At 34.5% G+C, this 25,824-nt stretch carries 18 protein-coding genes and 5 pseudogenes; 2 read left to right on the top strand and 21 right to left on the bottom strand.

Annotated elements, in window-relative coordinates; genetic code table 11:
• From C568_RS0125805 to C568_RS35760, 17 genes and pseudogenes are all read right to left on the bottom strand, one after another.
• Positions 1-284: pseudogene (locus C568_RS0125805) on the bottom strand (hypothetical protein); the annotation flags it as partial.
• Positions 285-359: 75 nt separating this feature from the next.
• Complete coding sequence (locus C568_RS0125800; RefSeq protein ID WP_018783115.1) at positions 360-3,014, bottom strand: type IA DNA topoisomerase; 2,655 nt, start codon at positions 3,012-3,014, stop codon at positions 360-362.
• 30 nt (positions 3,015-3,044) lie between these two features.
• Positions 3,045-3,182, bottom strand: a complete 138-nt coding sequence (locus tag C568_RS35770) for a hypothetical protein (protein ID WP_179863330.1) — start codon at positions 3,180-3,182, stop codon at positions 3,045-3,047.
• The gene (locus C568_RS0125790) at positions 3,164-3,352 is read right to left on the bottom strand and encodes a hypothetical protein (protein ID WP_018768248.1); all 189 of its coding nucleotides are present in this window, start codon (positions 3,350-3,352) and stop codon (positions 3,164-3,166) included. The genes C568_RS35770 and C568_RS0125790 overlap by 19 nt, the downstream gene beginning before the upstream one ends.
• Before the next feature lie 68 nt (positions 3,353-3,420).
• Positions 3,421-4,410 carry a hypothetical protein gene (locus C568_RS0125785; RefSeq protein ID WP_018783114.1) on the bottom strand — a complete coding sequence of 330 codons (990 nt, stop codon included), beginning with the start codon at positions 4,408-4,410 and terminating at the stop codon, positions 3,421-3,423.
• A 91-nt stretch (positions 4,411-4,501) separates the two neighbouring features.
• Positions 4,502-6,361, bottom strand: coding sequence for an ArdC-like ssDNA-binding domain-containing protein (locus tag C568_RS0125780; protein ID WP_018783113.1), 1,860 nt, complete (start codon positions 6,359-6,361; stop codon positions 4,502-4,504).
• On the bottom strand, positions 6,354-6,635 hold the full coding sequence (locus tag C568_RS0125775) for a hypothetical protein (RefSeq protein WP_018783112.1): 282 nt from the start codon (positions 6,633-6,635) through the stop codon (positions 6,354-6,356). Before C568_RS0125775 ends, C568_RS0125780 begins: the two co-directional genes overlap by 8 nt.
• A 122-nt stretch (positions 6,636-6,757) precedes the next feature.
• Positions 6,758-7,219, bottom strand: a complete 462-nt coding sequence (locus C568_RS0125765; RefSeq protein ID WP_018783110.1) for a hypothetical protein — start codon at positions 7,217-7,219, stop codon at positions 6,758-6,760.
• Complete coding sequence (gene mobP2, locus C568_RS0125760) at positions 7,216-8,424, bottom strand: MobP2 family relaxase (RefSeq protein ID WP_018783109.1); 1,209 nt, start codon at positions 8,422-8,424, stop codon at positions 7,216-7,218. The genes C568_RS0125765 and mobP2 overlap by 4 nt, the downstream gene beginning before the upstream one ends.
• Positions 8,421-8,678 (bottom strand): hypothetical protein, encoded by a 258-nt coding sequence (locus C568_RS0125755; protein ID WP_006097113.1) that lies wholly within the window; start codon positions 8,676-8,678, stop codon positions 8,421-8,423. The genes mobP2 and C568_RS0125755 overlap by 4 nt, the downstream gene beginning before the upstream one ends.
• Positions 8,679-8,936: 258 nt before the next feature.
• On the bottom strand, positions 8,937-9,809 hold the full coding sequence (locus tag C568_RS0125750; RefSeq protein WP_018783108.1) for a hypothetical protein: 873 nt from the start codon (positions 9,807-9,809) through the stop codon (positions 8,937-8,939).
• Between the two features lie 21 nt (positions 9,810-9,830).
• Positions 9,831-10,430, bottom strand: coding sequence for a hypothetical protein (locus tag C568_RS0125745; RefSeq protein ID WP_018783107.1), 600 nt, complete (start codon positions 10,428-10,430; stop codon positions 9,831-9,833).
• A 49-nt stretch (positions 10,431-10,479) separates the two neighbouring features.
• A pseudogene (locus C568_RS0125740) lies at positions 10,480-11,118 on the bottom strand (C40 family peptidase); the annotation flags it as partial.
• A 108-nt stretch (positions 11,119-11,226) separates the two neighbouring features.
• Positions 11,227-13,008: a group II intron reverse transcriptase/maturase gene (gene ltrA, locus C568_RS0125735; RefSeq protein ID WP_029427763.1), complete on the bottom strand. Its 1,782-nt coding sequence runs from the start codon at positions 13,006-13,008 to the stop codon at positions 11,227-11,229.
• A 788-nt stretch (positions 13,009-13,796) separates the two neighbouring features.
• Positions 13,797-14,282 (bottom strand): annotated as a pseudogene (locus tag C568_RS31240) (lysozyme family protein); the annotation flags it as partial.
• A gap of 4 nt (positions 14,283-14,286) precedes the next feature.
• A pseudogene (locus tag C568_RS35765) lies at positions 14,287-14,943 on the bottom strand (VirB4 family type IV secretion system protein); the annotation flags it as partial.
• Positions 14,944-15,202: 259 nt separating this feature from the next.
• Positions 15,203-15,313 (bottom strand): deoxyuridine 5'-triphosphate nucleotidohydrolase, encoded by a 111-nt coding sequence (locus tag C568_RS35760; RefSeq protein WP_231399012.1) that lies wholly within the window; start codon positions 15,311-15,313, stop codon positions 15,203-15,205.
• A gap of 2,300 nt (positions 15,314-17,613) precedes the next feature.
• On the opposite strand from C568_RS35760, the gene C568_RS0125715 reads away from it, so the two are divergent.
• Positions 17,614-18,333, top strand: a complete 720-nt coding sequence (locus tag C568_RS0125715; RefSeq protein ID WP_018783100.1) for a MerR family transcriptional regulator — start codon at positions 17,614-17,616, stop codon at positions 18,331-18,333.
• Positions 18,334-18,365: 32 nt separating this feature from the next.
• On the opposite strand, the gene C568_RS0125710 is transcribed toward C568_RS0125715, so the two are convergent.
• The 3 genes from C568_RS0125710 to C568_RS0125700 all read right to left on the bottom strand — a co-directional run bounded on the left by C568_RS0125710 (position 18,366) and on the right by C568_RS0125700 (position 21,062).
• Complete coding sequence (locus tag C568_RS0125710; RefSeq protein ID WP_018783099.1) at positions 18,366-19,820, bottom strand: cell division protein FtsZ; 1,455 nt, start codon at positions 19,818-19,820, stop codon at positions 18,366-18,368.
• Positions 19,821-19,838: 18 nt separating this feature from the next.
• Entirely contained in the window at positions 19,839-20,255 is a 417-nt protein-coding gene (locus tag C568_RS0125705) for a hypothetical protein (RefSeq protein ID WP_017150243.1), read from the bottom strand.
• Between the two features lie 540 nt (positions 20,256-20,795).
• Positions 20,796-21,062: a hypothetical protein gene (locus tag C568_RS0125700; RefSeq protein WP_029427761.1), complete on the bottom strand. Its 267-nt coding sequence runs from the start codon at positions 21,060-21,062 to the stop codon at positions 20,796-20,798.
• A gap of 302 nt (positions 21,063-21,364) precedes the next feature.
• Between C568_RS0125700 and tnpB the strand changes: the two are divergent.
• A pseudogene (gene tnpB / locus C568_RS32110) lies at positions 21,365-22,433 on the top strand (IS200/IS605 family element RNA-guided endonuclease TnpB).
• A gap of 1,224 nt (positions 22,434-23,657) precedes the next feature.
• On the opposite strand, the gene C568_RS0125690 reads toward tnpB, so the two are convergent.
• Positions 23,658-25,358, bottom strand: a complete 1,701-nt coding sequence (locus C568_RS0125690) for a hypothetical protein (protein ID WP_018783097.1) — start codon at positions 25,356-25,358, stop codon at positions 23,658-23,660.
• Positions 25,359-25,824: the final 466 nt, after the last annotated feature.

Raw genomic sequence — 25,824 nt, 5'->3', positions numbered from 1 at the left:
TCCTTAGAAGATGTAAAAGTAGGATAATCACCAAAATTCACGTCTCGAACTGCTTCTTGAAAAGTCATACCATAGTACATTCTAGCAAAGCTAATCGCTCCATATCCCTTCTCTCCCCGGCTATTCCATGCATACATATTGTCACGAATTAACAAGCTATCGTGCTCCGTATGTCGATAATAGTTTCCCTCTTTTTGAAATTTCTCCCCTTTAGCTTCTAAATATGACAACAAATCCACATCTTTTGCTTTCATGACTTCCTCCTCTGCCAGTCGATATGTCATGTTGGCACCTCCCCTTGTTGTGAATGGTTTCAGGAATAAAAAAAGAGAACTGTTTGTATCAGTTCTCAACATCTGTTATTTTCCAAATAAGAATTTTAATCGTTTTTCTTGCGTGCTATAAGATAACCGGGCATCAAATTTCTTCCCATTATTTTTAGATTCAAATCCTTTGATTTGATCGGTCATATTCTTTTCTAATATTTTGATCACATTGTTACTACTAATTTTCTTTCCAGACACGACCCCTGGAATAATGAATTCACAAGTCTTCTTATACTGCTCACATAAGTAATTTGATTTCCCTACAATCACTCGGCTCTTACAAAGCGGACATTTCCCTAATGTACGATCCTCAATTGTTGGAAAACGGAACTTTAGTCCTTCCTTATCCAAATAGAGTGCCGCCGTAAATTCACCCTTTTCTCCTTTAAATCCTTGAATGAAGTCTGAACATTGCCCCTTCAAAATCTTTTTTAATTGAGAAGGGGGAATCGCTTTTTCTTTGATTTTTGCTGGCAGCATGAACTTACAACCATTTTTATATTCAGTGCACCCAAAAAATGTTTTTCGATGAAGAATGTCCCCTTTCTTACAGTCTGGACACTTCCCAAGAGACAGCTCCTCTGTCGTTGGAAACTGGAACTGTACTTTGCCTTCTCGGAATACTAAATACGCTGAAAACTCTTTCTCACCGGATTTAAAGCCTTTTAACAGATCCGTTTTCTTACTTTCAAACAGCTTTTTTACTTGTGCTTCAGGAATCGCTTTCTCTTTAATTTTCTTCGGTATACGGATCTCACATTCTGGATAATTACTACATCCATAGAAGTTGCCCTTATGAAGGATTTTCCCCTTTTTACATGGGCAACGGCATACTTCAATTTGTTGATTCCAATTCAAAATCATTTCATCCGCTACTTTTTCTTCTGTTTCTCCAAGTTTTGCAACTGTTTCTCTTACAAATGTATTCGTATTTTCCACAAATTCACCGTATGGCATTTCCTTCTTTTCGATCATATGAATCATCCCTTCCATTTCAGCCGTATAAGCTGGATTTTTGATTTCATCTATCGGAAATTTTTCTACAAATGCACGACCAATTTTCGTAGTACGAATTTGTCCATTGGTAACTGTGATGTAATTTCTCGTTGTGAGTTTTGGAATAAAGGTCTCCTCTGTCGCAACCGTCCCAATACGTTTTCCTTTCATTAGCTCTTTTAAATGGTCATCATCTAATTTACGACCGGCGGTCTCCATAAACGTTAGAATGGAGCTTTCAGTATGAAATGCTGGTTTCTTTGTTTTCGACTGCATTAAGTCATGTTTTACGATTTGGAACGAGTCTCCCTCATATAAAAAAGGGATTTGAAAGCTTTCCACAGAACCTTCTTCCATATCCTCATGAAATACGCTTAAAAATCCCTTCTCTTGAAGAACTTTCTCTTTTGTACTGTATATGTTTTCCTCTCGATCTATAAACTGTGCCTCACGTACCAAATAAATAGCCGGTGGCATAAAGTTCCCAATAAATCGTTTCACAATGAGGTCATATAATTGAATTTCTAATGGTTTTCTATTGGTCCCGTCATATGGTTTTGTTGTCGGGATGATGGCAAAGTGACTATCTACAAGCTCATCGTTAAATGTGGCATGTTTTTCTGTGATAGTATGTGTATCTACATGCTGTACCAAATCCGCATAATTGGTAGACTGCAAGGCTTTGAATACTTCTTGTACTCTGCCTACCTTTTCCGTTGGCAAATGCCTGGACGATGACCGAGGATACGAAATCCAACCTTCTTCATATAAACTCTGAATATGTTTTTTTGCGGTCTCTGCGCTCACTTTCAATTTTGAATGTGCCTCTTTATACAAATCCGTCAGGTTATATAACAATTTTGGTTTCTTTTTTCTGGTACTCTCCTTAAACTCCGTTACCGTTAATTCTGTACCAACTAATTTAGCACCAAGCTTTTGCAAAGGAGCTGGATCTAATAACTGATCTTCTGTCTTCATAACAGCTTCTAATCCATTCTCTGTGATGAGTTTTAGATTATAGTAGATTTGTTCCTTATAATTCTCTATAGCTACCTCACGTTGCCAAATCTCATGTAACAGGCACATTTGCACACGCCCTGTTGCCAATAAGAATTGGTTTTTAGCAAGTTTCGTTGTACATCCTCTCGTCACATTGATTCCGAGAAGATAGTCTAGGTATTGCCTTGCTTTTGCGGAATTTGCAAGTCCGTCATAGTGTTCCCCTGGCTCTAATCGGTTCAGTCCTGCCTCTAATTCTGCTGGCTCATACGAAGCAAGCCAGAGGCGAGATTGTCGTTTATTTACACTCGCATATTCATACATTTCACGATAAATCAGCTCGCCCTCACGGTCTCCATCACAAGCGTTGACCACATGATCTACATCCTGACGTTGCAATAGATCTACTAAAATATTAATTTGTTCGATATAATCTTGCTTCACTTTGTATTCCGGCTCTAACAAAAGGGGCAAGTGTTCGAATTTAAATTCTTTGTATTTCTCATCTATTTCTTCTGGATGCTTCAGCTCTAATAAATGACCGGAACACCAACTAATAATGTACTGATGGTTCTCAAAGTATCCAAAATAAGGTTTACTCCCCATATGTTTCTCTGCATTTCTAAAACGTGGTGATTTCAATAATTCGTATGCAACTTTTGGCTTTTCCGCAATAAATAATGTTTTTCCCATTACCCATTCCTCCTCATGTATGTAACATCTTTAATTTTGACGCTTGATTCTCCGCATTTTGAAGCGTTTCATCACACATTGCCCCATCCATAAACAAATGTTCAATGCCACGACTACAAGCAACATACAGCCAGCAAATAGCCATGGATTCATGACATCTTTCTCCATTCCCAATCTTTCTGCAGAAAGACATACATTTGTTTTTTCTCTGACAGTATTTCACGTACAAATTTAATTTTTTCTTTTGGTAGTGCTATAAAAATTAATTCTTCTGCATTTTTTGTCTCTGCCCATACACCTGTGTAATCGATGTCTACAATTTCGACGATATTTACCATTCTTTTCTCTCCTTTCGCTTTTAAAAAGAAGAAGAGCACTGTTTAACAGTACTCTCCTCTACCTATATCTATCTAGAATGTTCCATTTCCGCTTCTTTTGGCTGTTCGTTCTTTTTCACACCTTTAAACCGATGAAAAAGCTGAGCGAATTTATTTTGGTTTTTCGGTTCTTTCTCCTGGCTAGATTCTTTTTTACTATTTTTATCATATTCTTGTTTTTCTTGATCTAAAGCTTTTTCAATGCTGGACAACTTTTCCCGCTGGGAATCTGTTAGATTCATTCCTTTTAACTCCTGAAGAGCTTCCTTTTTCAACCGGTATACTTCAGGATATGAATGTGTCTTCTCAAACTCTTTCATTTCTTTGACACGCTCTTCCCGACTTTTCGTATACGTTTCTTCTTGTTGCCCTGGACTATTATCCTGTTTTTCTTTTGATGTGGTTTGTTTATTTGGATCTGATCCCTTTTCATTATCAACTCCTAATAACATAAGCAATTCTGCCTGATATTGTTCCTTGTAACGTATCTCATCCTGAGAAGGGGCAAGTTCTTCTAAAATTTGTTCCTTATATGACTCTTTATAAGCCTCCTTAGGCAATCCTTTAGGTATTACCACTTGATCTTTTTTATCTAATGGTTCTAGAGATGGGAAAGACTGTTCTACTTGGTTTTCCATCTTTAGATTGGCTGTTTCGTCCATTCGTTGCCGCTCAAGCGCTCTTTGTTTTATCAAATTTTTCACCACATCAGACAACAACTTCTCTCCTGTAAGTCGAAGAGAAGAATTTGACCAATTTTCACCATCTATTTCTTGTTCATATACTTTTACTTTCCCCGTATCATGATGAACATCAATTGTGATATCTCCTTGCCCCCAGTCCATTGCGCTTGTCACAGATGGAATTGCAAAGCGAGTCACACCAGGCTCAACTCCTCGTTGTTTTTCATGCATATTCCCTTCAGGGAACCTTTCTATTTGTTTTCCAGCCGTTTTCAACGCATATTTGTACAACGCCTCTTTTACCTCTTCTTGTTTGACTTGTTCTTTTATATTCATTTTTCATTCCTCCTTAAAATAAAAAATCACTTCTCGTTCTCAACGATAAGTGATGACATTGTTTCTTTATTAAATTGTGTAAACAAGCCATTTATCGTCCTAATTCCACCTCTTGTTTCTTTTTCTTTGCAACATTTTGGAATTGCGTAAAGTTCGAGAATGGTTCATATTGTTTTTCCCGATCAACCAATTTCGATGCGGTCTGCTTAGTAGCCGTAATTCCCTCTTTATTCAACTTTTCTTGTACTTTACTTTCTAATTGATTGACAGATTCTTGGGTAATGAGTTCATTATCAATTGCTACATTTTTGGTTGCAAAATAACGTTCTTCCACTTGTACACGGCTTATAATACTATCAATATCGTTCACAGTTTCATTAGATTGAGCCCTTTTAAATGCTTCATATTTTTCACTTAATTCTTTCTCCATCGAAGCTGTAACATGTTTAGCTGTATGAGAAAGTGGCTGTAATTTTTGTTCTAATGACTCAATTGGTGCATAACCTTCCTGTTTCATTTCTTTATATAACTCTACTTCTTTTTCACTAAACGTTAACTCTTTTTGATCCTCAGCTTTATCTACAAAATCCACTTCTCTTTGTACCCATTTATCATATATGGCTATTTTGACTAGATCATTTAAATCAATCTGTGCATCCTTTTGATGTACAACAAACGAACTTTCTTTCCCCTCAAAAACAGAATTATGGACTGTCTCATATAAATCTGGTTGCAAAATTTTATTTAAGTGAACATCTTTTACACTACCGTTTTTTTCCGTTAAAGATACAGATAAACCTTCTTGATTTGGTTCTTCTTCCTTCCGTATTGGTATGTCAGTAATCTCTTTAGTAAAAGCATCCATCATGTGTATTTTTCCACCATACATATCTTGCACATCTTTATACAACACTTCGATTGTAACCAAATGGGCTTTCTCATGATATGGAGATGCATATAAACCATCTGACTCTGTTTTTGCCATACTATCTACCTCTTTCCCTTTTTTATTATTGATTTCTTTATCTAAAATACTTTCAATTGTTTCAATAAATTCCACAGACGTTTCATGTACTTCTTTTAGCAATTTGGATTTATCTTTTAACTCTTTCCCTTGCGTCCAGTTTGCTAAGTACCCTAACGAATACTCGCTTGTATCAATTCCAAAATAGGAAGAAACCGTATAAGCTGCCATTTCTGCCTGAAACTCTTTTTCTGGTGCCGTGTAATTCATATGTGTTTCTGCTGTATGAAGTTTGGCATGGGCAAGTTCATGAAGAAGCGTTTTTACATTTTGCAATTCACTATTCCTTGGATTTAAAGCAACCTCTTTTGTTAGGGTATAGCTCACCCCCTTTGCGACCCCAAGCTCATGTTTCGGTTCAATAATTTTCACACCGTTCTTTTCCGCAATAGCTTCCATTCCTTTGTACAAACTCTTATAATCTTTCACAGTTCCTTCTAGCCAACGATTTGGAAAAATACGAGGTAAATCTTCCGCTTTTGCGTTCGTTTGCGACACATCGAATACATAGCCGACAGAAAAATATAGACGACCTGGTTTCACTTCTATACTTTTAGATTCAATCTGTTTTTTCTCTTCTTCATTCGCTTTTGCAACAGGTTTCCAAGTTCCCCTTTTGTCTTTAAATTTTGCTGTTGTTCGGTTCGGAACAAGGATCTGTATTCCTTTCTCACCCTTATTAACCGAAAATCCTTTTTCTTTCCAAAAAGAAAAGGAACCCACGGCTCTGGATCCCTCAAATTGACTCTGTATTAATGCAATGTTAGATGGTGAATAGCGATAGAATTTTGCCATAAATGACAAATACTCTTTTAAATCTCCTGGTGAACGAAAATAACCTTCTATACTTTTTTCCATCTTTTTCGTGAGTGCTATTACTTTTTGTTTTTTCTCTTCAAATGAAACAGGGGAACGCTTTTTACTCATTGTTTTCCGCTCCCTTTGATGAAGCTTCTATTAATTCATCCATCGTTTCTTCATTCCAAGTTTCTAAGTCTGTTGGAACACATATTTTATGAGTTTTCATGTTGATGGGAATCAGTAAATCGTTTTCTGGAAGCTCAATATAATCAAATAACTCTTGCTCTTCCTCTTCTGTTAATGGGATTGTAACTTCTTGATTTGCGACGTGAAAAGTAACTTCTCTTTCGCCAATAGATTTTATAATTCCTAGTTCAATACCTTCATGAAACAATAGCATTGTATCTTCCCCTCTTTTGTTAATTATTTATTTTCAATCCACGATTGTATTCTTTCTCATAATTCGTTAATTGCTCAAACACTTTTTCTAACTTTCTCATTGCATACATCATCCTTTCTTTATCAATTCACCTCCTCCACTGGAACATACACTTCTTTTGTTTGCCCTTTCGAAGCTTGATAATCCATCTTCTTTTGTCTTTTATGTGCAATTTTCTCCTCTACTACTTCTCTTATATGTTTTGTTGCTTCAGTTTCTGCAATATCAGTTGTACAAACTCCTTGATACTGTTCATGCTCATAGATGCCGTTCATAAACTCAATTAACATTTGTGTATTTTTATCAGCACTATTCGTACCAAGTCGGATTTTTGTAAGTTCTTCTTTCAACACCTCATGAAGGTGCTTTGTCACGACTTGTGTAATATATCGAAGCGACCATTCTTGTTGTTTCGCTTCTTTATGCTCTTTAAAGATTTGTGCTAAAGCAACCCCGTTGTATCTAATTTTATGTTCTTCTTTAAATGCCATAAGATAATCATCAGTATCTTTTTCTAACTTTAATACACGCCTTACTTTACTCATCGTTCATATCCCCTCTCATTTTGTTGTTGGATTTCTCTCTCAAGACGTTCATAATAACGTTGGTTTTTCCAACTTTCATATTCACTTTTGAACGCACCCTCCATTTTCCTAAGAGCATACTGCATCGAGACATTTTGTTGAAAGTTCTTGCTCCCTCTAGGCTTTCGGTCTAACATTTTATCAATGCGCTGTCGTTCTTTATCGTATGATTTCATCTCTTGTAAAAACGCATTTCCCATTCGCTTGTGAAGCTCTTCTATTTTATTTTCTTTATAATTTTCATATCGTTTCTTATCACCAGAACCTTCTCCATATGCTCTCTTTAATACATCTACTTCTTGATCTAACTTTTGAAGAAACTGTTTATAGTCTTCCTTATGGTGCTTCTCAATATATTTTTGCGTTAATGCATCGAGATGAGGACGGAGTGGGCTTAATGTATTGTAACTGTATTGCCATTGCCTTTTATCTTCTGGTAAGCGTTTATAAATAAACTGGAATAATGGTTTTAGCTCTCGATTGCGCCATGTGAATGTGGAATCTTCTTTCTTTTTTGCAACCATATTCTTTCGAATCAAATCGTTAATCTGTTTTTGTTCCTGACCACGATCCATAATATTTTGAACAACTTTTCCCTTCATCGCATCCAACGTTTTTTGTTTTCGCTTCCCACGATCCCTCGTTGGAAATGGTTCAACAGTTGCGACATGAATATGAAGGTTATCCGTATTATAGTGAATCGCTCCTGACCAAACTGCTGTATGTTCTAGCTTCTCTCTTTTTAACATTTCTTTCATTGCTAACCGGGTCACATCCATTAATTTTGTTTCATCTACAGTACGTGTTCTAGGATCGTACACGCCATGTTCAGCGAGCCAGTCATTATCAAAAGTGATGACATCTTGCCACATAATACTTTTATTTTTTTGAGCGAGCTGAAACATCTTTTTTAGGTCTTTCTTTTCATTTTCCTTTAAACCGTTACTATGCTCTGTGAAGAGAGAAGATGTCTTCTCTGAATCTCCCATATAATCCTGATACAGAGAAAACATTTTCTGGTGCGCTTCACCTTCTCTTTTCGCATCTTCTCGGTCGACATACTCCACATAATCCTGAAATGTTTTTCCATCTGCCGTAACAAAACGAGACACTGTCACCACACCAGGCGTCACCGTTGCTTGTGAAGGACTTGTTGTTTGGCTCATACCTCATCATCCTGCGTCATCATTTGTAAAAAGGCATTCATTTCTTTTACAGCTTCGAAACAACTTTCCATCGCATAGATATTTTTTTCTAGCAACTGTTGAAGATACAATTCACGATTTTGTTGTTCCTGGTAAAACGCCAATGTTTCAATTTGTCCTTTTAAAAATTCCTGTCTTGAAATGTTTTTCTTCTTTGCAATTTCATCTAATCTTTTGATCGCAACTGGACTCAAATTTCGGATTTTAATGTCCATCTGTTATTTCGCCTCCATTTGTTCAGAACACCACACCCAAGAGTGAGAAGAGCATAAGGGATTTTTGCCCCCACCGAGGGTGTGGGACTAGGCAAAGCCTAGTAAAATCGTGGGGTCATGAAAGTCTTTCAAAAGTACACTCAAGGTACAGTCAATATCTTCCAAAGTTCAGTCGAGGTACACTAAAAATCTATTAAAAGTGCACTCAAGGTACACCTAAAAACCTTGAAAGTACATTCAAGGTACACTACACTTTTTTCATAAACGCTCTACATCTTTTGCCTTCTCATCTAATTTTTTTATCTTTTCTTTCACTTGTCCTTGCTCCCATTTATATAGTTCAACCTTCTCTTTTGACTGGCTAATATTCGTTTCTTTTGAGTTGATTTTTGCGTCGGTTTCCATTTTTTCTGTTTCAGTTTGGTACTTAGAATCATTTTTCCATTCTGTGATTTGCTTTTGCCACTCTGTTTGTTTAGATGTTTCTTGTTTCATGACTTCATCGTACTGTTTTACTTTTTCTTTTAAGATTTTTTGTTTCATACCGATAAACACTTTCGCATAATCACCTTTACTTTTTTGTGAAATACCCTCTTCTATTTCCGTTTTCTTTTGATCGGAGAAGAATGATTTTAAGAATGTTTGTTTTTCATCTTCTTTTGAAGTTTCGTTTTCTCCTTCAGCCTTTTGCTTTGTCTCTACTGTTACATCTCGATTATTTTTTTCCAATACATCGAGAGCAACTGCTTGCCATTTTGGAGATAGTTCTTTCACTTGTACAACCATATTTTCATCATCTTGGTACACCACTTTTACTGGTAACTGAAGATTCGGATTTGCTTTTTCTTGTGCCTGGAACTGATACTTTTCTCCATCTCCTCCCTCTACATGAAGAAACATTTCTATTGTATGGGAAGCTGGATCATATGCTCTTTTCTCTATCGTCATTGTTCGATTTCCAAATAACGTAACCGGCTTTTTCATCTCTGTATGATAGACCGGTTCTTCATAGGGTAAATATAATTTCGAAGTAAAAAAACCGAAAAAACCAACAAACATAAACCCAACAATCAAACCGTATATCCATGATTTTTTACGTCTTAAATTCACACTATTATTTACAACTTCCATTTACTAAACACCTCACTTTTTTTAAGATGCAATGATCTGAACCGCTAGTTCTTCTACATTGGTTACTTGCCAACTCTCTTGATTTTTTTGCACCGTTACTTTCATCACATTTTTCGTTTTATCTGTTGTTCCATTCGCTCCAATGGTCACGGTATTTTGAAATTCTATGATCACTTCTACCTGAGAAGCACCAATTTTATAGTCTTGTAAATATAACTTCATATCAGATGGCTTAGATACGTATGTGTCCCCCATTTCGAATGTATCCGTTGGATAAAAGAGCTGAAACACTTCATCTTTCATTAATTTTTTTGCTTGTTCTCTTCGTTCCTCATATCCTTGTTTTTCTCGATGAAAGGATAACTGAATAAACTTCTCGACTGCCGAAAGATACGATTGTCGCTCTTGTTCTTGTTCCGAAGGAAGTGTTTCTTTCACTTTCTTTTTCAGTTCTTCATTTTCAGTTTGTAACACCTGGTTACGAACTTTTAATTGCTTTACATCACCCGTTTCATCGTTACGAGAATACAAAACGATGTTCAAAAAAGTAACGCCTGCAATAACAATTGCAAGCGTTACAAACCAGACTTTTCTTTTATCTTTTTCATTCGTTTCACTCACTAATGCCGCCTCCTTAACTTGTAATCCCCTATCCAGTTTTGTTATCATTTTAGTAACGTCTCACATGTCCTTTAAATACTTTAGTCCAGTATGGAGTCGATAAATTTTCGATTGAGACACCTTTATTCGTTTGACAACCAATGAAAGTATTTTGATCAATGACAATGCCAACATGACCGTCATGTTTATACGTATCAAAGAAAATAACATCACCAGCTTTCATTTCCATTGGTGAAATTTGTGTACCAATCTTATTTAAAGTTTCTGTACTTACAGCTCCCATTGGACTCACATTCATCCCAACCTGTTCAAATGCCCAACGTACAAAACTACTACAATCAAAAATCCCTCTTGCAATGTCATTTGTGTTGCGTCCACCACCAAATACATACGTAGAACGTCCAATCCATTGACGCCCTACATCGGCAACTTGTGAGCCAGAAGAACCGCCTCCTGCGCTTCCTCCACCGCCATTTACTGGTACGCCAGGTATAAAATATTTCAAAACCGCATCAACATATAAGGCGTCGCCATAACATGCCCCATAGGGTATCATCTCTGGTCTTACACAACGATACATACCCGTATGTTTTACTTTTTGATATGTTTCTGCGGAGAACTGAATTGCTAATTCTTTTGTGTATTTCCCACCATTTTTTGCAATAAAATCAAAGAATCCTGTTCCAAATAGTGATAGGTAAGGATTTGAAGTTATCTTCACCTTTTCCCCCACTTCACACCGTACGTGAGAGTTTCCCCTCATACGGCGTTCCATCTGATTCAATTGACCTAACTTTTATATTAAAGAGAAGATAGGTGCTCGATTCGCAAGTATTCTTAGCTTATCGAACATTTGCTTTTTTTCTTCTTCTATTTCATAGTTGGCTAAGATGGATTTTGCCTTCTCTGAATCATCATGATGAATTGCGACATGTATATCTTCTAGCACAATTATCAGGTTTTCATAGTCGTCTTTCCCGCCAAATTCCAACGGAATTTTATGGTGGCAGTGCCAACCAATTAGACCCAATTCCTGTTTAGTAATTGCACATCTTCCATACTGTGCTACAAATTTTGAAATACGATTGTCGTTATATTCTACGGTTCGATGATTCATATAAAATCGTTGCACATGTCTAAGTGTTTCTTTATCAATAGCTTTCAAGGTATCGTGAATTTCCGCCCTACCTTCTTCGGTATAATTTGAAATAGATTGGGTAAAATTCCTTGCTGATTTATGCTTTTGTGCGTGAATCGGGATTAGTACAATATCTTGAATTTTATAGAGTTTCGGATTATAGTTCCGATACCTTTTTCTCAAAGTGGATGACATATCGTGCTTAGTGGCTCTTTTCCAATCTCGCCTCAGTCGGTTATAGAGTGTTCTTATGAGATGGCAACTCATTTGATCTAAATCTTTATTAATATGGGTTGCAGCCGCATAATAATTTTGTATGCCCATCACAACTGTGTTGTAATGCCATACTGCCTCTGGCGTCTGCTTTTTACTTATTTTCTTGATGGCTTCCTTCAATTTTCCGTAGGCATTTTCTCTGGCTTTTTGACACATCTTGCTATGAGCAACATGCCGATTTCTCTTTTTCCGTGCCTTAATAGTGAATCCCAAGAAGTCACTAGACTTCTTCTGTAAGTTGACAATTTGGGATTTCTCAGTGCTAATTTCAAGCTGTAGCCGCGTTTTGAGAAAATCTTTTGTCGCTTCAAACATCTTAAGAGCCGTTGAGTAGTTACGACATAATATTTTGAAATCATCTGCATATCTAATGAGAAAGCATTCCTTCAAATTACTTTTCTTTAATGCTCTATACTTATCTTGTCTCGCCACATATGGATGTTTAGTCTCTATGGTCTCCCATTGGTCACTAATCCACCAATCTAACTCGTTTAAAACCACGTTAGAAAGAAGAGGACTTAAAATGCCTCCTTGCGGAGTCCCCTTATTCGGGAAACCTTCATTAATGATCTCTGCTTTTAACAAACTTGAAATGATAGAAAGTAATTTTTTATCTCTTATACCCATGTTCCATAGCTGTTTCATGAGCTTTCCGTGATTTACATTGTCAAAGAATCCTTTGATATCTATGTCCACACAGTAGTGAAAACCTCTTCCTTGACTGTTCACCAAAGATTTCACTCTTGCTAATGCATGATGTGTACTTCGGTTTGGACGGAACCCATAACTATGAGCATGAAACTTTGCTTCACATATAGGTTCAAGGATTTGTAAGATACACTGTTGAAACAGTCTATCCCATATTGTTGGTATTCCAAGAGGTCTCTTTTTACCATTAGGTTTCGGTATAAAAACTCGCCTAACCGCTTGTGGTTTGTACCAAGAGAACATTGATTTAACCTGTTCTATCACTTCATCTGTTAAAAGCAATTTTATGTCGTTGATGGTCATCCCATCGACTCCAGCTGTTACACTCCCCATATTTCTTTTAATGTTTCGATATGCCAATTTGATATTTTCATCCATCGTCATAAGCTCTATTAGCTTATAAAAGTTGTCTCCATTTCGACTTTGCTGATATAAACCGTCCAGAACGGACTGCATATCATAGTATTCAGCGTGTCTAAGCTTCGCAGTTTTCTTTATAAGTCGGTGCTCCTTTCAGAGTTAACCTTTTTTAGTCTCACAAGAACCTTATAATTCGACTGATTTGCCTCATAAAATGGTTGGTCAATCTTCTTCAGACTAATGGCCATCCCTTCATGATGTTTCCATCATTTCATAGGTACTGTGCCATCACTCTCACCACCATAAATAAAGGTTATATGTGCGCTAATCTCACGAACATTTTCCCCTTAAACACTTCACTAAAGATAAGTTCTCCATGTTGGTGGCTTTCCACGTTCCACTACTTCTATCTGTTCATGACACTTTTAGGGCTCTCCTTTAAGCCTGTTGACTGGATGCCGCCTGTAACGACATATGGGTTTTCATAACAACTATTCTTACTTACCCACACCAACGCCACGCCCGTGGCACACACATTTCTATGTGTTAAGCGTTCTAGACCCGTACATTCGGAGATTCGTCAGATTCTGCCTACCGATGGTTTTTGTGAATCCATTCTACCCATGAGTGTTTTGTAGACTCCCGACCTATAGGCTACATCATCCACCTCTGGACAACTTTCGTAGTACTTCCGTACTTTACGGTAGCTCTCGGCCGACTTTACCGAGCTTCACACACTTACAGTTCTTATCCACTGCATCATGCATGTCGGAGTATCAGAGGAAGCCCTTCCAGGCGTTACCCTTTCATTTGACTTCTCGAAATAGTAGTTCTCCTGATTTCATATCAGTGCTTAACCTTTTCAGTTAAGAACGTGTCACACAGTTGTAAGCTTGTAAAGCTGTTTTGATATGATCCGTATCACCTGGTCCCGTCACACCCGCTCGTTCGATTGCGTGTTTAAATTCCTGTACCCCAGCCCAAATACTATAGTCTGGATCTGTAATACAGTTCGGACTTTTACAGTATTTCGTATTGTATGCTCCCTCAGATGATTGCATGGGATCACTGCCACGCCCACCACTTTCTTGCATCATTTGCGCTAACATTAAGGGTACAAAAGCTTCCACTCCAAACTCCTTTGCGTATTTTCGAATTGTAGGTTCCCATTTCATAATTTCAGGTGAAACATTCATGACCTGCCCTTGGCCTGTATACGTAATCTCACCGCTTTCTGTACCACTCTCACTCCCCATCGCCACTATAAAAACACTCATGACTCCCATTACAAGAAGTGCAAAAAGACCCATCACAAGTAACCCGAAAGTGATAAGCCATTTCTTTGGTATTAAGTTTAAAACGAGATTCATGGTATTAAGCGCCTCCACCAAATAACATCAATTCTTCGTCTGTTACTTCTACATGAAAATGAATATTTTTTACAGCTCCGATACTTAGAATGACATCACCAGTTGGTAAATGTGGAATCGCTCCAATTTCACTTTCACTTAGCTGTCCTGCAAACACTCTCCGTAACATATCTAAACTATTGTTATCTTGCTGCATAATAAATTTGTATTATGTAAGCTCAAATAATACTTTGATTTCATCTACCATTTCTTGTGACGATCCATCCGGTACAAAATCACGAATACTATGACTCGCATATAAAAGACCTGCGAAATATTTTCGGTCTTCCCGGCTAAACTTGATTAAAGACCGCAATGCATGTGCACTTTCTTTTTTTGTGTTGATGATACGATGGGATTCATCAATCAAGATTAGATATCGAACCACATCTTCAAAGGCAAGTTGCTTTTTATTAAATGCTTCTAATTGCGGTGCACCATTTGAAATCATTTCATCCCAAAGTAAATTCAAGATATTAAAGATTTGAGCACCAAACACTTCATTTTTAAACTCCGAAATATTACGTAAAGAAAAAGATACAACTTGTTCTTTTTTAAAGTCTTCAATCGTAGAGTGGCCATCAAATAATTCGGCATAGGTTTCTACTAAATTAACCAGATTCTTTTAATTTATGTATAATAAATTTCTCCCCATGAATAAATCCCAATATTCTGTCAATAACATAGATAGGCTGTATGCCAAAACCCATTTAAATTTCTTTCTCCGTCCCCCTTTTGGAGATGCCTTGGAGTTGAGCAGTTAGCTTTTGCTAGCTGCTCTTTTTAATTTCGGATTTCTCCTTGCACTTCTCGCAATACACCATATCTCCAATATCAATTGTATCTTCTTTGTATTGTGGGATTCCGCATCTGTATTCCCATCACCATCCGTTATCTAAGTATGCTTGTTTCAGGATTAAGTGTTCACTTTTGTATTGATCCGCCCATTTAGTTCTTCTCACTTCTACAAAGTACGCTGTTTCTACTGGCACTATAAAGTCTTGCGCGATGCGTGTTCCTCTCTCAATTACATCCACCTTAAGTATGTAAATTATAAGTTTAAATACTGAGTTTATTTATTGAAAATAAACCGTAATAATTATTATGTAAACAAGTTAATTTTTCTTTCAATCTCTAATACACAAAATTCTTCTACTAATCGATTATATTTACACATACGATTGGAGAAAATAAATATTAATAGCTTACAAATATCTATTTTCCAAGAAACTTTCACTTCAAAAAAACACAAAGGTGTTAAGTGAGAAATAATTCACTAAATATCAATGTCTTGTAAACAAACTCACTGATTACAGCACGATAATTAGCATTAACATATCAACAGACATTAACATGTTAACGAAAACAAAGATAAAAATGTTAATTTCATATCAACAGTAACTTAATTATTAAACTAATATTGATTTAAAGTTAATGAATATATTAATAGAAGGATATTTTTCTAAACTCTTAATAAATCATAGGCCATTAGCACTGATCGAAAAAAACTATAAAACGAATAGCCCCTTGTAAAGTATATATAGTTGTAAAAAAGAAAACACCTTCACAGATACTCTATAAATAATTCACTAAATAAAAAAGTGTTAACCATTCTCTACAAATAACCTCTGGTAGATTACTGCTATTCGTTTAAATAAACTATAAAACGTACAAATCATTATCAAATACTGTTTTGAATCACTTTAAATTTTAATGAAGACTCAAGAATCAACTATATATAATTTCCACAGAACGAAAAACATCGATATTTATACATTTATAATCGATATAACATTAACAACTAAAGAGGCTTTCATCACTATAGTTAATGTCTTGTTAATATCAGCTCTATTACATATCAATTTCATATTTCATGTTAATGTCACTATCTCTAATGAACCTAAATTATATACACAAAAGTAAAATTGAATCCACCGGCTGAATAATATTTAGTACTCAATTGCGTAAAAATGCTTACCCTACACGAATATACTATTTATGAAATTTTACATCTAACTTATCTATGAAAGATTATAGAAGCACTGGATCGATTCTTTTTACTGTGATAAGACATAATTAAAGATTAATATCACCAAGGAAGAAGACTATATTAGCAGCGTAGCAATTCGTATCCAGCTTAATGTTATTACAAAGTTTTAATATCATCCATATTTTATGTATAAATCTCTATTTTTCTTTTTATAAATACTGTACAGATTGTTTTGTTAATCTCATAGTAACCTTAAGTCGTTTTACTAATACATAATTAGCTCACTATCATCAATGTTATGTCGATGTGCATGTAGTTTTAGTTGATATAACATTAACAATGATAATATATTTTGATTTTATAGTAATGTCTTGTCGATATACTCTTCATTACATGTTAATTTCATATTTCATGTTAATGTCTGTTTTCAAGGTGTTTGAGATAATAGAGTGCCCAAGCATCTAACATATCAACCTCAATCTCTCTAATTTGCTTAAATCATCCTATAAACAACAGTTAAGTTCGCGCTATAATCTAAACATTATCCATATTCAATTACATATAAACACTTATCTGTGCATGAGCATAATATTTTGTGCGCTTTATATAAGCTTACTAGTGGTAAATTAGATATATTGAACCCACTAAATTCTATATCATGACAAAATACTCTTGCAGTTTTATATAAAATAAACAATGAAATCAATACTAATCATAACAGGGAGCATACTATTCATATCACTTCTATAAGAATAACAGGGCTAGAGAAACATTAACTCTATTTAAAAGATTAAAGGATCAATAACTTACTAGTATTATTTAGCTACTAGCATCATCACGTTAGTAGTATTGCCTTTTTGTATCTTTTTATACATTGAAATTGGAATTTAATAACCTACTTTTCTCATTTTCCACAGAACGCAGTCAATATATCCTCATAATTTGTTTACAAAACACTTATATTTCCTTATCATTAATAATAAGCAATTTAATATGTTAATCTCATGGCAACTATAAGCCGCATTTCTAGCGCAAAATATACTTATTATCATTAATATAACATTGATATTTATATGTTTTTAGTTAACAAAACATTAACGTTCTAAACAAATTGTAGATTTATAGTTAATGTTTTGTTAATACACTCTTGGTTATATGTTAATCTCACATTTCATGTGAATACCTACTAACTTGGGTATTTGCATTGATATCATCGAAATAACTATTAACATGTTGATTTCAGTCCACATGTTAATTTTAATTCAAGTGTGTATTTGATGATTTTTTCAAGGAGGTAGGACAATGATTGATCAAAAAAGCGATGATGATATATTAAACGATAATGTTTTTGAAAAGGCATGGAGGATAACAGAATTCTCTAAATTAGTCGGACGTCACCATAACACAGTGTATAATTGGTTCAATATTTTAGAAGAAAAAGGGCTACATGAAACTTTAAGAACCCATAACACAAACGAAAAGCTCTATAATACTTTAGATCTTGAAATCGCTCTTTTTATAAAACAAAAAAGAGATGAGAAGTGGTCTTTAGATGCTATTATTGAACTTTTACCACATCAATTTGATTTAAGACCAGTACCACTAGAGAATCAAGCAAATGAAGTATCTACCCAATTAAACCTTCAAGCAACTGCAGAAATCATTGAAAAAATGGTAAATAAGCAAATAGAAGAAAAAATAAAAAATATTGAATCTCAGTATGAAGAGAAGATAGAAAATATATTAAAACAGCTACCACAACCTGAAGATGCAGAAGCTTTAAAGATACGTCAACGTCAAGAAAGACTAGATAATTTCATTATTGAACATAGAGCACGCCAGGAATTAAGAAAGCAAGCAGAAGGCCTCTGGAATAGCAAACCTGATGAGGAACGTATTAAAAAGGTAGGATGGTTTAAAAAAGAAGAAGATTTAGCTAAAAAGCAACTCTTCATTGAGCAGTACATACATGATAATATCATTGATTATATGAAATCTCTCATGAATACGACGGTGGAATAAGAAAAAGTCTGGAGCTCGCTCCAGACTTTTTCTTATTTTGTAGTACCAAACATCTTATCTGGATCTAAAAAGTCCGCTAATTCAGCATCTTCATTGGCTCCAGCTTCTGTATTTTCTTCGTCACTACCCATATCGATAAAATCACCAAAGGCAAAACCTAAGTCCTCATCCTCATCTATACTTTCTATCGTACTAATTTGAGACTTTGTGTACTGAATTTGACTTTGCTTCTCTTTAAATTCATTAAACTCTTCAACTAATCCCTTAGATAATCTTGATGGTAATGCATCAGTTTTATAAAACGTATATACACTTCCCAAGAAATCATTCTTACTTACTAAATATCCATTAAAAACAGTACCGTTTATAGGTAAATTATTTGAGACTTCTACTTTAGCATCATCCATGAAGGAATCATCAATGTTTTTTTGTTCATCTAGGATAGCAAGCATACCAAAATGATGCACTTTTGATGCTTCAACAGAACCATCGTTATTCTTTTTCATTAAATCAATTGGATGATGGAAAGAGCTTCCTCTTAATGATTCTTTAAACATTTCTACAATTGCATGGCTATTTTCAATCTGGTTCATATTACGTGAAACCTTATTAATTACTAAACAACCTGTTTTCTCAAGTAAAATACGTTTAAAGTCTTGAGAATCAAGTATTACAGATGTTCCTGATCCATTTGCAGCTGTATTTAATTCATGAATAATTTCACTAATGCGTTGATTTGCATAATCACGTGAATTAGCAATACCTTTTTTCTCATTTTCATTTAGCTCTTTAAATTCATCATAAAAGTGTTGATTATCAGCAAATACTACAAATGCTACACCTTTTGATTTATCATTAGCTAATTTCCAAATCTCCTGAGAAAATTTATTAACTTGTCTTAGTACATCCGGTCCATCTGCTCTTACTGGAAGTGTTACAACAATCCCCATTTTAATAAAATCTTTACGCTCAATAGCATTTTCAAAGGCGATTCTCGCAAATTTTGCTTGATTTGCTTTTATCTCTGCCATAGGATATTGTTGTGTAACTTTTTGTAATTCTTGTCTAATGACAGGCTTGTTATGAAAAGCAGAAAACTCTTCAATCGCCTTAATGATTGTAGAAGTTCCTGTTCCTCCACCTAGCCCTGCGAAGAATAGCACAAGTTCATCAGATGGTCTTACACGTTCCGTGATAAATTCTTTTAATTTTTCTTTTGCCTCATCATTTGAATCAAGTACCTTTACTGCACGCTCAGGATTTTTACCTAAACCACCTAATTTAAGTGACACTTGGTTGCTTTTTGGTACATTTTTTAGTTCTGCTAGATCTCCATCATTACTGTTTAATGCTAAGCAGTTATATACTGATGTTCCATCTGTATGTTTATATTCAGCAAATTTATCTACCATTCTAGTACCAGCCTGGCCAAAACCAACCATCGTCATCTTAACTGCTACTTCATTCTTCAAGAAATTTTTCGCCATTATTTTATCTCTCCTTATTTACTTATTTACTTTTTTTCTTTTCCCTAACTCAATAAGTACTTGTTGTCCTCTATAAGTTGAGATTAAAAATTTATACGGGTGCATAGCCTTTTCATAGATTAAAGACATTGATGATAGTGTACTAACACTTATTTCGGCTGAACGTCTTGATATATTGGTGCGTTCAACTTCTAATGAATAAGATTTTCCTTTTGTTTTCTTTACTCTCCTATCAATGACTACATTTTCAACAATTTCATTAATGGATATGCCCCTCATGTATTTGGTTTCTTGAAATTGTTTATTAACGATGTTTCCTATGTATAGAAATACACTATATAGTATCTCGTCTTGTTCAAGAATATCTGCGAACATGTTCACTACTTCATCTGTAAATTTTATTGTTTGATACTTTTCGCTTAAAACCTCGTTCAAGTTGTCCCCCCCTTAAACCATTGGTTAATTATTCCTAGAAACATAGTACATCATTATAAGGCGTATATCAAGTCATTATATATAAAACTTATATATAAAACTTATAGATCCCATTATTAAAAAACCCTTTATTTTATAAGCTTTCATTTATACGGCGTATATATACGATGTATATACACTATATTAATCTTACATTTCATGTAATTCACATTCTAAACTATAAATAGAATGGATTTCACTATCATTACTATATTAGGTAAACATATCCGCCAAAAAACAGCACTATACGTTAACATAAAACTCACATATTAAATAACAAATTTTATACACGCTGTCTATATACATTTTATTTGTACAGTGTGTAGTAAAATCTTTTTATAAAAGGAGTTTAACCTTTAACATATCAATTTTATATCAATATTAATGTAACACGGAGTTTATATAAGACTTACATATAAAGCTTATATATAAAACTTATATAAACCCCTTATTATTGATAACAAAAAATACAATGCTGTAATAGCATTACATTAATAATACTTATACTGCTAAATTACTTTCATTTAATACCTGAAACAGCTTATCCTGAGTATCTTTCTTGTTCATTTGTTTGGTTCTATATGATTCATTTCTTGTTAGGGGAGAAGTTGTCAATGTCATGTTATATTGATGCATCTCTTCATTTAACTCTGTTGTTGGTTCCCAAAGTTGCACATACAGCAAGAAAAAATGTGTTTCTTTTGAATCTAATTCATTATCTGTTTCAGTCATTTCTAGAAATTTAGTTGTGAATGTTGTTAATTTCATATCTACAAAATCATTCTTGCTTACCAATAACTTATTCAATAACTTCTGTGAACTACCCGCTACTTAACGTCCTTACGGACTGTTTGAAGTGGGGGCTTCTTGGGAACTAGATACTCTTATTAGCTATCTATCTTTACCAAGCTAGGTCTTTTTTTTATTTATCTTTTTCCGACAGAAGACTCCTTCCTCAAAAATGGGAAGTTGTGAAACACCAATTTTAGGTGGGAGATGAATGTCGGTAGGCGTAAGCCTACATTTTTTAGTATACTGTAGGCATCATACAAAAAAGTGAGGTGCAACCCATGTTAGTAAATAAAGCATATAAATTTCGTATCTATCCAAATAAGAGACAAGAAATATTAATTGCTAAAACGATTGGTTGCAGCCGCTTTGTATTTAACCATTTTCTTACTCTTTGGAATGATACCTATAAAGAAACAGGATACGATTTGGTTAAAAGAAGTCGATAGTATTGCCCTTCAATCCACATTAAAAAACCTCGCAGATGCTTTTTCACGTTTTTTCAAGAAACAGAATGATATTCCACGATTCAAGTCTAAAAAGAATAAAGTTCAGTCATACACAACCAAGCAAACGAATGGCAATATTGCAATTGTAGGCAACAAAATGAAATTACCTAAACTTGGCCTTGTTCGTTTTGCCAAAAGTCGTGAAGTAGAAGGTCGTATTTTAAATGCAACGATTCGACGCAACCCAAGTGGTAGATATTTTGTATCTGTTCTTGTCGAAACAAACGTACAAGAAATGCCTAAAACTGAATCCAATTGTGGAATTGATGTTGGATTAAAAGATTTTGCTATTCTTTCTGATGGCGCAACATACAAGAACCCTAAATTCTTCCGTATATTAGAAGAAAAGTTAGCGAGAGTACAGCGTATCCTTTCCAGAAGAACGAAAGGTTCTTCGAACTGGAATAAACAACGTGTGAAAGTTGTACGAATCCATGAACATATTGCAAATGCAAGAGCTGATTACTTACATAAACTCTCTACTGAAATCATCAAAAACCACGATGTCATCGGTATGGAGGACTTACAAGTCAGTAACATGCTCAAAAATGGAAAGCTTGCAAAAGCGATTAGTGAAGTATCTTGGTCACAATTTCGAGCTATGTTGGAATATAAAGCGAAATGGTATGGTAAACAAGTTGTCGTGGTATCTAAAATATTTGCTTCTAGTCAACTATGTTCCAATTGTGGATTCAAAAACAAAGACGTTAAAAATCTAACAATTCGTGTGTGGGATTGTCCTTCTTGCGGCACACATCACGATCCAGATCGAAATGCAGCACTCAATCTGAGAAATGAGGCAATTCGTCTCTTAACCGTAGGAACTACGGGGATAGCCTAATCCATTAGAGTTCAATAGAACTCTGTACTTAGGAATCTTCCACTTCAAACAGTCCGCAAGGACGTTAAGTGGTGAGTAGTTCAATATTGGTGCCTGGCATTCTGTTTACAGTGGCGGGCGGTGTTATATGTGTGATTTTTAGACGGTTAGAAAAAGAGAGAAGAAGATTAAGGAAGAATGGTTAGAAGATACATATTGTATAGTTTGTACTTACATAATTAGGCGGAAGCATCAAGTCTAAAACATCTCTTATATTTTATAAATTATAAAAAAGAACCCTAAACTTCTCTTCTTAGGGTTCTTTTTATGAAAGAATCGTTATTCTATATGACTAGTTAACAAATAGACAATATATCTATTCATTGCACTATTTAAAGCTAATATTTCCCTGTTAAGTCATTAATTCTAATATTTTTTTAAGTTATGCATATATTTATATGAGGTATAACTTATCCCAAGTAACAAACTAATTCTGTAATAAAATCTAATATAAATATATATCTTATATATATTTAAAATATAAAGATAAAACTTTTATAGGACAAGTAAATAGGAGGTTTCTCTTACTGTCACAAGGATTCTGAAGATGCTATAGCGTAAAAAATCAAAAATAGTAGTATTTAACAACGGAAAAGTAGGCATAATATTGATATAGAAACTACAAATAATCATAAACAAAAACATATATTTCTACATAAAAAATGAAACAAATAAATACATTGTTAAACATATTTATTCACTCGCTTAATTCTGTATTAATCCACTGCATTTCCACAATTTTATTTTATTTACCCACAAACCATTCACATTAGGTGCTAAATAATTAACATAATCCGAATTTATCACATTATTCACACACATATTGATGATTTTTGATAGATAAGTTACTAGAATACCTTTATATCAGTAATTATTGTATTATGTTATTCACATTCGACTATATTTATCTACTTATACACAAAATTTTAATTTTTTCTTGCGATTATTTGTAGGTATTTGAATGCATTAAGGCAGCTCATAACGTGTTTATATGAAAGTATGTGTGGAAATTTAGTCAGTTACAGTGCAGTTATTGTATAGGAGTGCATAAAAAAAGACTCTATTATTAATAGAATCGACGAAAGTTGATTGTTATTAGGAATCAGTGCAAGGCTTTCAAATAACGGAACAAACACGAATAGCCCTCTACTTTTAATTTTTTCAAAAATAGAGAGCGGAGTATTTTTAATTGGTTTCTATTACTTCAAGTACTTGTTCAGCTGTTGTTACTTGAATACCAGTGCGTATTAACTTTTCAAAGGCACGCATAAATGTAATCAAATTGAAGTCATCTGGTACTTCAATAACACGAAGCGTTTCTTTAGGTAATCTATCTATTTTTTCAATGAACAATTCGCGAACATCACTAGGAATAAAGCGCTCTTTATGTCCTCTTGCTTTTAAAAGCTCACGTATTTCAATTTCTAAAGCCATATAAGCATTTAGATTTGTACCTTGTTCATAGGCGTACTTTCTAAACAACGTTTCTTCTTGATACTTTAGATAGTTGCGGTGATACGAGTCCTCTGTAACAGGTACAGCAAATTTGTATTTTAGTAATTCATACGTTTTACGGAACAACTTTTTGATGTTTCGAAGTGAGTACATAGAGAAATGCAATCCGAAATCAAATACAGCTTGTTCTTTTTGCTCTTTAGGTACATGTTGTGTAATAAGAGGATAGATACCTTCCTTAGCCGCCGTATCAAGAATTTGATATTGTGACGTTTGGTTTAATAGTTTCTTCAGTGTATATACTAACTTACTTGGATATTCCTCATTACGATCTATCATGTCACGCAAGCTATAAATTACACTACGAATTTGTCGGTGGCATGTATATTTAAGTACATGAATAAATTTATTCATGTCTTTTTTAAATTCACCAATATTCATATCTTGTAGCACAGATTCAATAAAACGAGCTTTACGAGCATAAGTAACCTTTGGCGTGAATGGATCACGATACTGTACTTCTCCTGCTTCTTTTGTACATAAGAAATCCGTATGTAAGGAGAGATATAAAGTCGTATATCTTTTTTTATTATTAACCCCTTTTTGTAATTTACAAATTTTGAATAGGGGAGTTCCTGTACATGGTAGTGCAGTTGTTAATTCTGTCATAACGGCACGGATTTGATGCGGGTATTTCTTATGTAAAAAGCGGTACATTCCACCAAAATGAGTTTTATTTCCTCTTTCATCCTGTTTGTCCAAGGAACGTTTTAGTGTAGTTTCTCTGTGCTGTTGCATAGCAATGTCCAAGAATAATTTCTTAGCTGCAACTGACAGCCCAAAGAAAGCCTTTGTAAATACCACTGGGCTAATATAAACATAAGGGTTTGCCTTTTCAGTTTCTTCATTCATAAAATGAGTTAGCTTAATGGTATAGCGGCCATCTAATTCCTTTTCAATCGTGACAATGTTATGTAGACTTAGTTTTTTTAATGCAATGTAGAATTGAGAATGCTGTATGTAAGCAAACTCTTCTTTATATTGCTTGTAATCTTCCCACATCATATGTACTGTTACATTTGGAATAACCCCATTTGTGTAACATTTCTTGTGTAGGTATAAGAAGACTTCTAAATCTGCGTTTGTAATACCATATAATTTATGTTTCCTTCCCATAGTTTCAGAAACAGCAGACAGGGTACGACGTGAAAAAGATGGTTTCGCCTGTTCTACAAAGCCATCTACATCTGCAACACGTTCTTCATATGTCATTTGATCCAGTAGATCTTCAAGGTATGTATCTTTATAGCTGTAGTATTTCTCCTCGAAAGTTTCAACAAGTTTTTGCCAAGACTTCAGTGTTACTAATACTGCATTTGTAGATTGTCCATTTAGACCACGTTGGTTATGAATAATAAATGATTTTCCCATCTTTTTCACCTCCTACCTGTAAACTCAGAAATATATGCCAGGATACTATAAAATATACCAATTTTGATTATAACAAATCGAAAATTGCTGAAAGGTGCTCCTTTAAGGGGAATTTTGAGAATATGAAACACGGCATAAAACCAGTTGTGACAAGGGATACAGGATTTTCTTCATTTTTTTTTGTGTCAAGGATATGGCAAAAAACGTTTCATGTTTTAGATGTGTCAAATTATTAGTGAAACAGTAGAAAAACGTTGATATATAAGGGGTAAATGGAGATGTTTCATGTTTTTACGTCGAGGATATGGCAAAAGTGTTTCATGTTCATATATGAGTCATTTATTATGAGGATATCCATTGAATTTAGTGGTATGAAGGGTTGTAAGAGAATTGAAAAAGATATTAGGTAAACGATATGGCAAAAAACGTTTCATGTTTTAAAATTTAAAAGGTCAAGGATATGGCA

This window comes from Bacillus sp. 95MFCvi2.1 (assembly GCF_000374965.1).
In the GTDB taxonomy this organism is placed as follows: domain Bacteria; phylum Bacillota; class Bacilli; order Bacillales; family Bacillaceae_G; genus Bacillus_A; species Bacillus_A pseudomycoides.
The sequence above is the reverse complement of the archived record's forward strand: the minus strand, read 5'-3'. Positions and strand labels throughout refer to the sequence as shown.

Bases quoted from the DNA above. Each gene is read 5' to 3' on its own strand.
- C568_RS0125800 (WP_018783115.1), bottom strand. From the start codon at position 3,014: ATGGGAAAAACATTATTTATTGCGGAAAAGCCAAAAGTTGCATACGAA.
- C568_RS35770 (WP_179863330.1), bottom strand. From the start codon at position 3,182: ATGGAGAAAGATGTCATGAATCCATGGCTATTTGCTGGCTGTATGTTG.
- C568_RS0125790 (WP_018768248.1), bottom strand. From the start codon at position 3,352: ATGGTAAATATCGTCGAAATTGTAGACATCGATTACACAGGTGTATGG.
- C568_RS0125785 (WP_018783114.1), bottom strand. From the start codon at position 4,410: ATGAATATAAAAGAACAAGTCAAACAAGAAGAGGTAAAAGAGGCGTTG.
- C568_RS0125780 (WP_018783113.1), bottom strand. From the start codon at position 6,361: ATGAGTAAAAAGCGTTCCCCTGTTTCATTTGAAGAGAAAAAACAAAAA.
- C568_RS0125775 (WP_018783112.1), bottom strand. From the start codon at position 6,635: ATGCTATTGTTTCATGAAGGTATTGAACTAGGAATTATAAAATCTATT.
- C568_RS0125765 (WP_018783110.1), bottom strand. From the start codon at position 7,219: ATGAGTAAAGTAAGGCGTGTATTAAAGTTAGAAAAAGATACTGATGAT.
- mobP2 (WP_018783109.1), bottom strand. From the start codon at position 8,424: ATGAGCCAAACAACAAGTCCTTCACAAGCAACGGTGACGCCTGGTGTG.
- C568_RS0125755 (WP_006097113.1), bottom strand. From the start codon at position 8,678: ATGGACATTAAAATCCGAAATTTGAGTCCAGTTGCGATCAAAAGATTA.
- C568_RS0125750 (WP_018783108.1), bottom strand. From the start codon at position 9,809: ATGGAAGTTGTAAATAATAGTGTGAATTTAAGACGTAAAAAATCATGG.
- ltrA (WP_029427763.1), bottom strand. From the start codon at position 13,008: ATGCAGTCCGTTCTGGACGGTTTATATCAGCAAAGTCGAAATGGAGAC.
- C568_RS0125715 (WP_018783100.1), top strand. From the start codon at position 17,614: ATGATTGATCAAAAAAGCGATGATGATATATTAAACGATAATGTTTTT.
- C568_RS0125710 (WP_018783099.1), bottom strand. From the start codon at position 19,820: ATGGCGAAAAATTTCTTGAAGAATGAAGTAGCAGTTAAGATGACGATG.
- C568_RS0125700 (WP_029427761.1), bottom strand. From the start codon at position 21,062: ATGAAATTAACAACATTCACAACTAAATTTCTAGAAATGACTGAAACA.
- C568_RS0125690 (WP_018783097.1), bottom strand. From the start codon at position 25,358: ATGGGAAAATCATTTATTATTCATAACCAACGTGGTCTAAATGGACAA.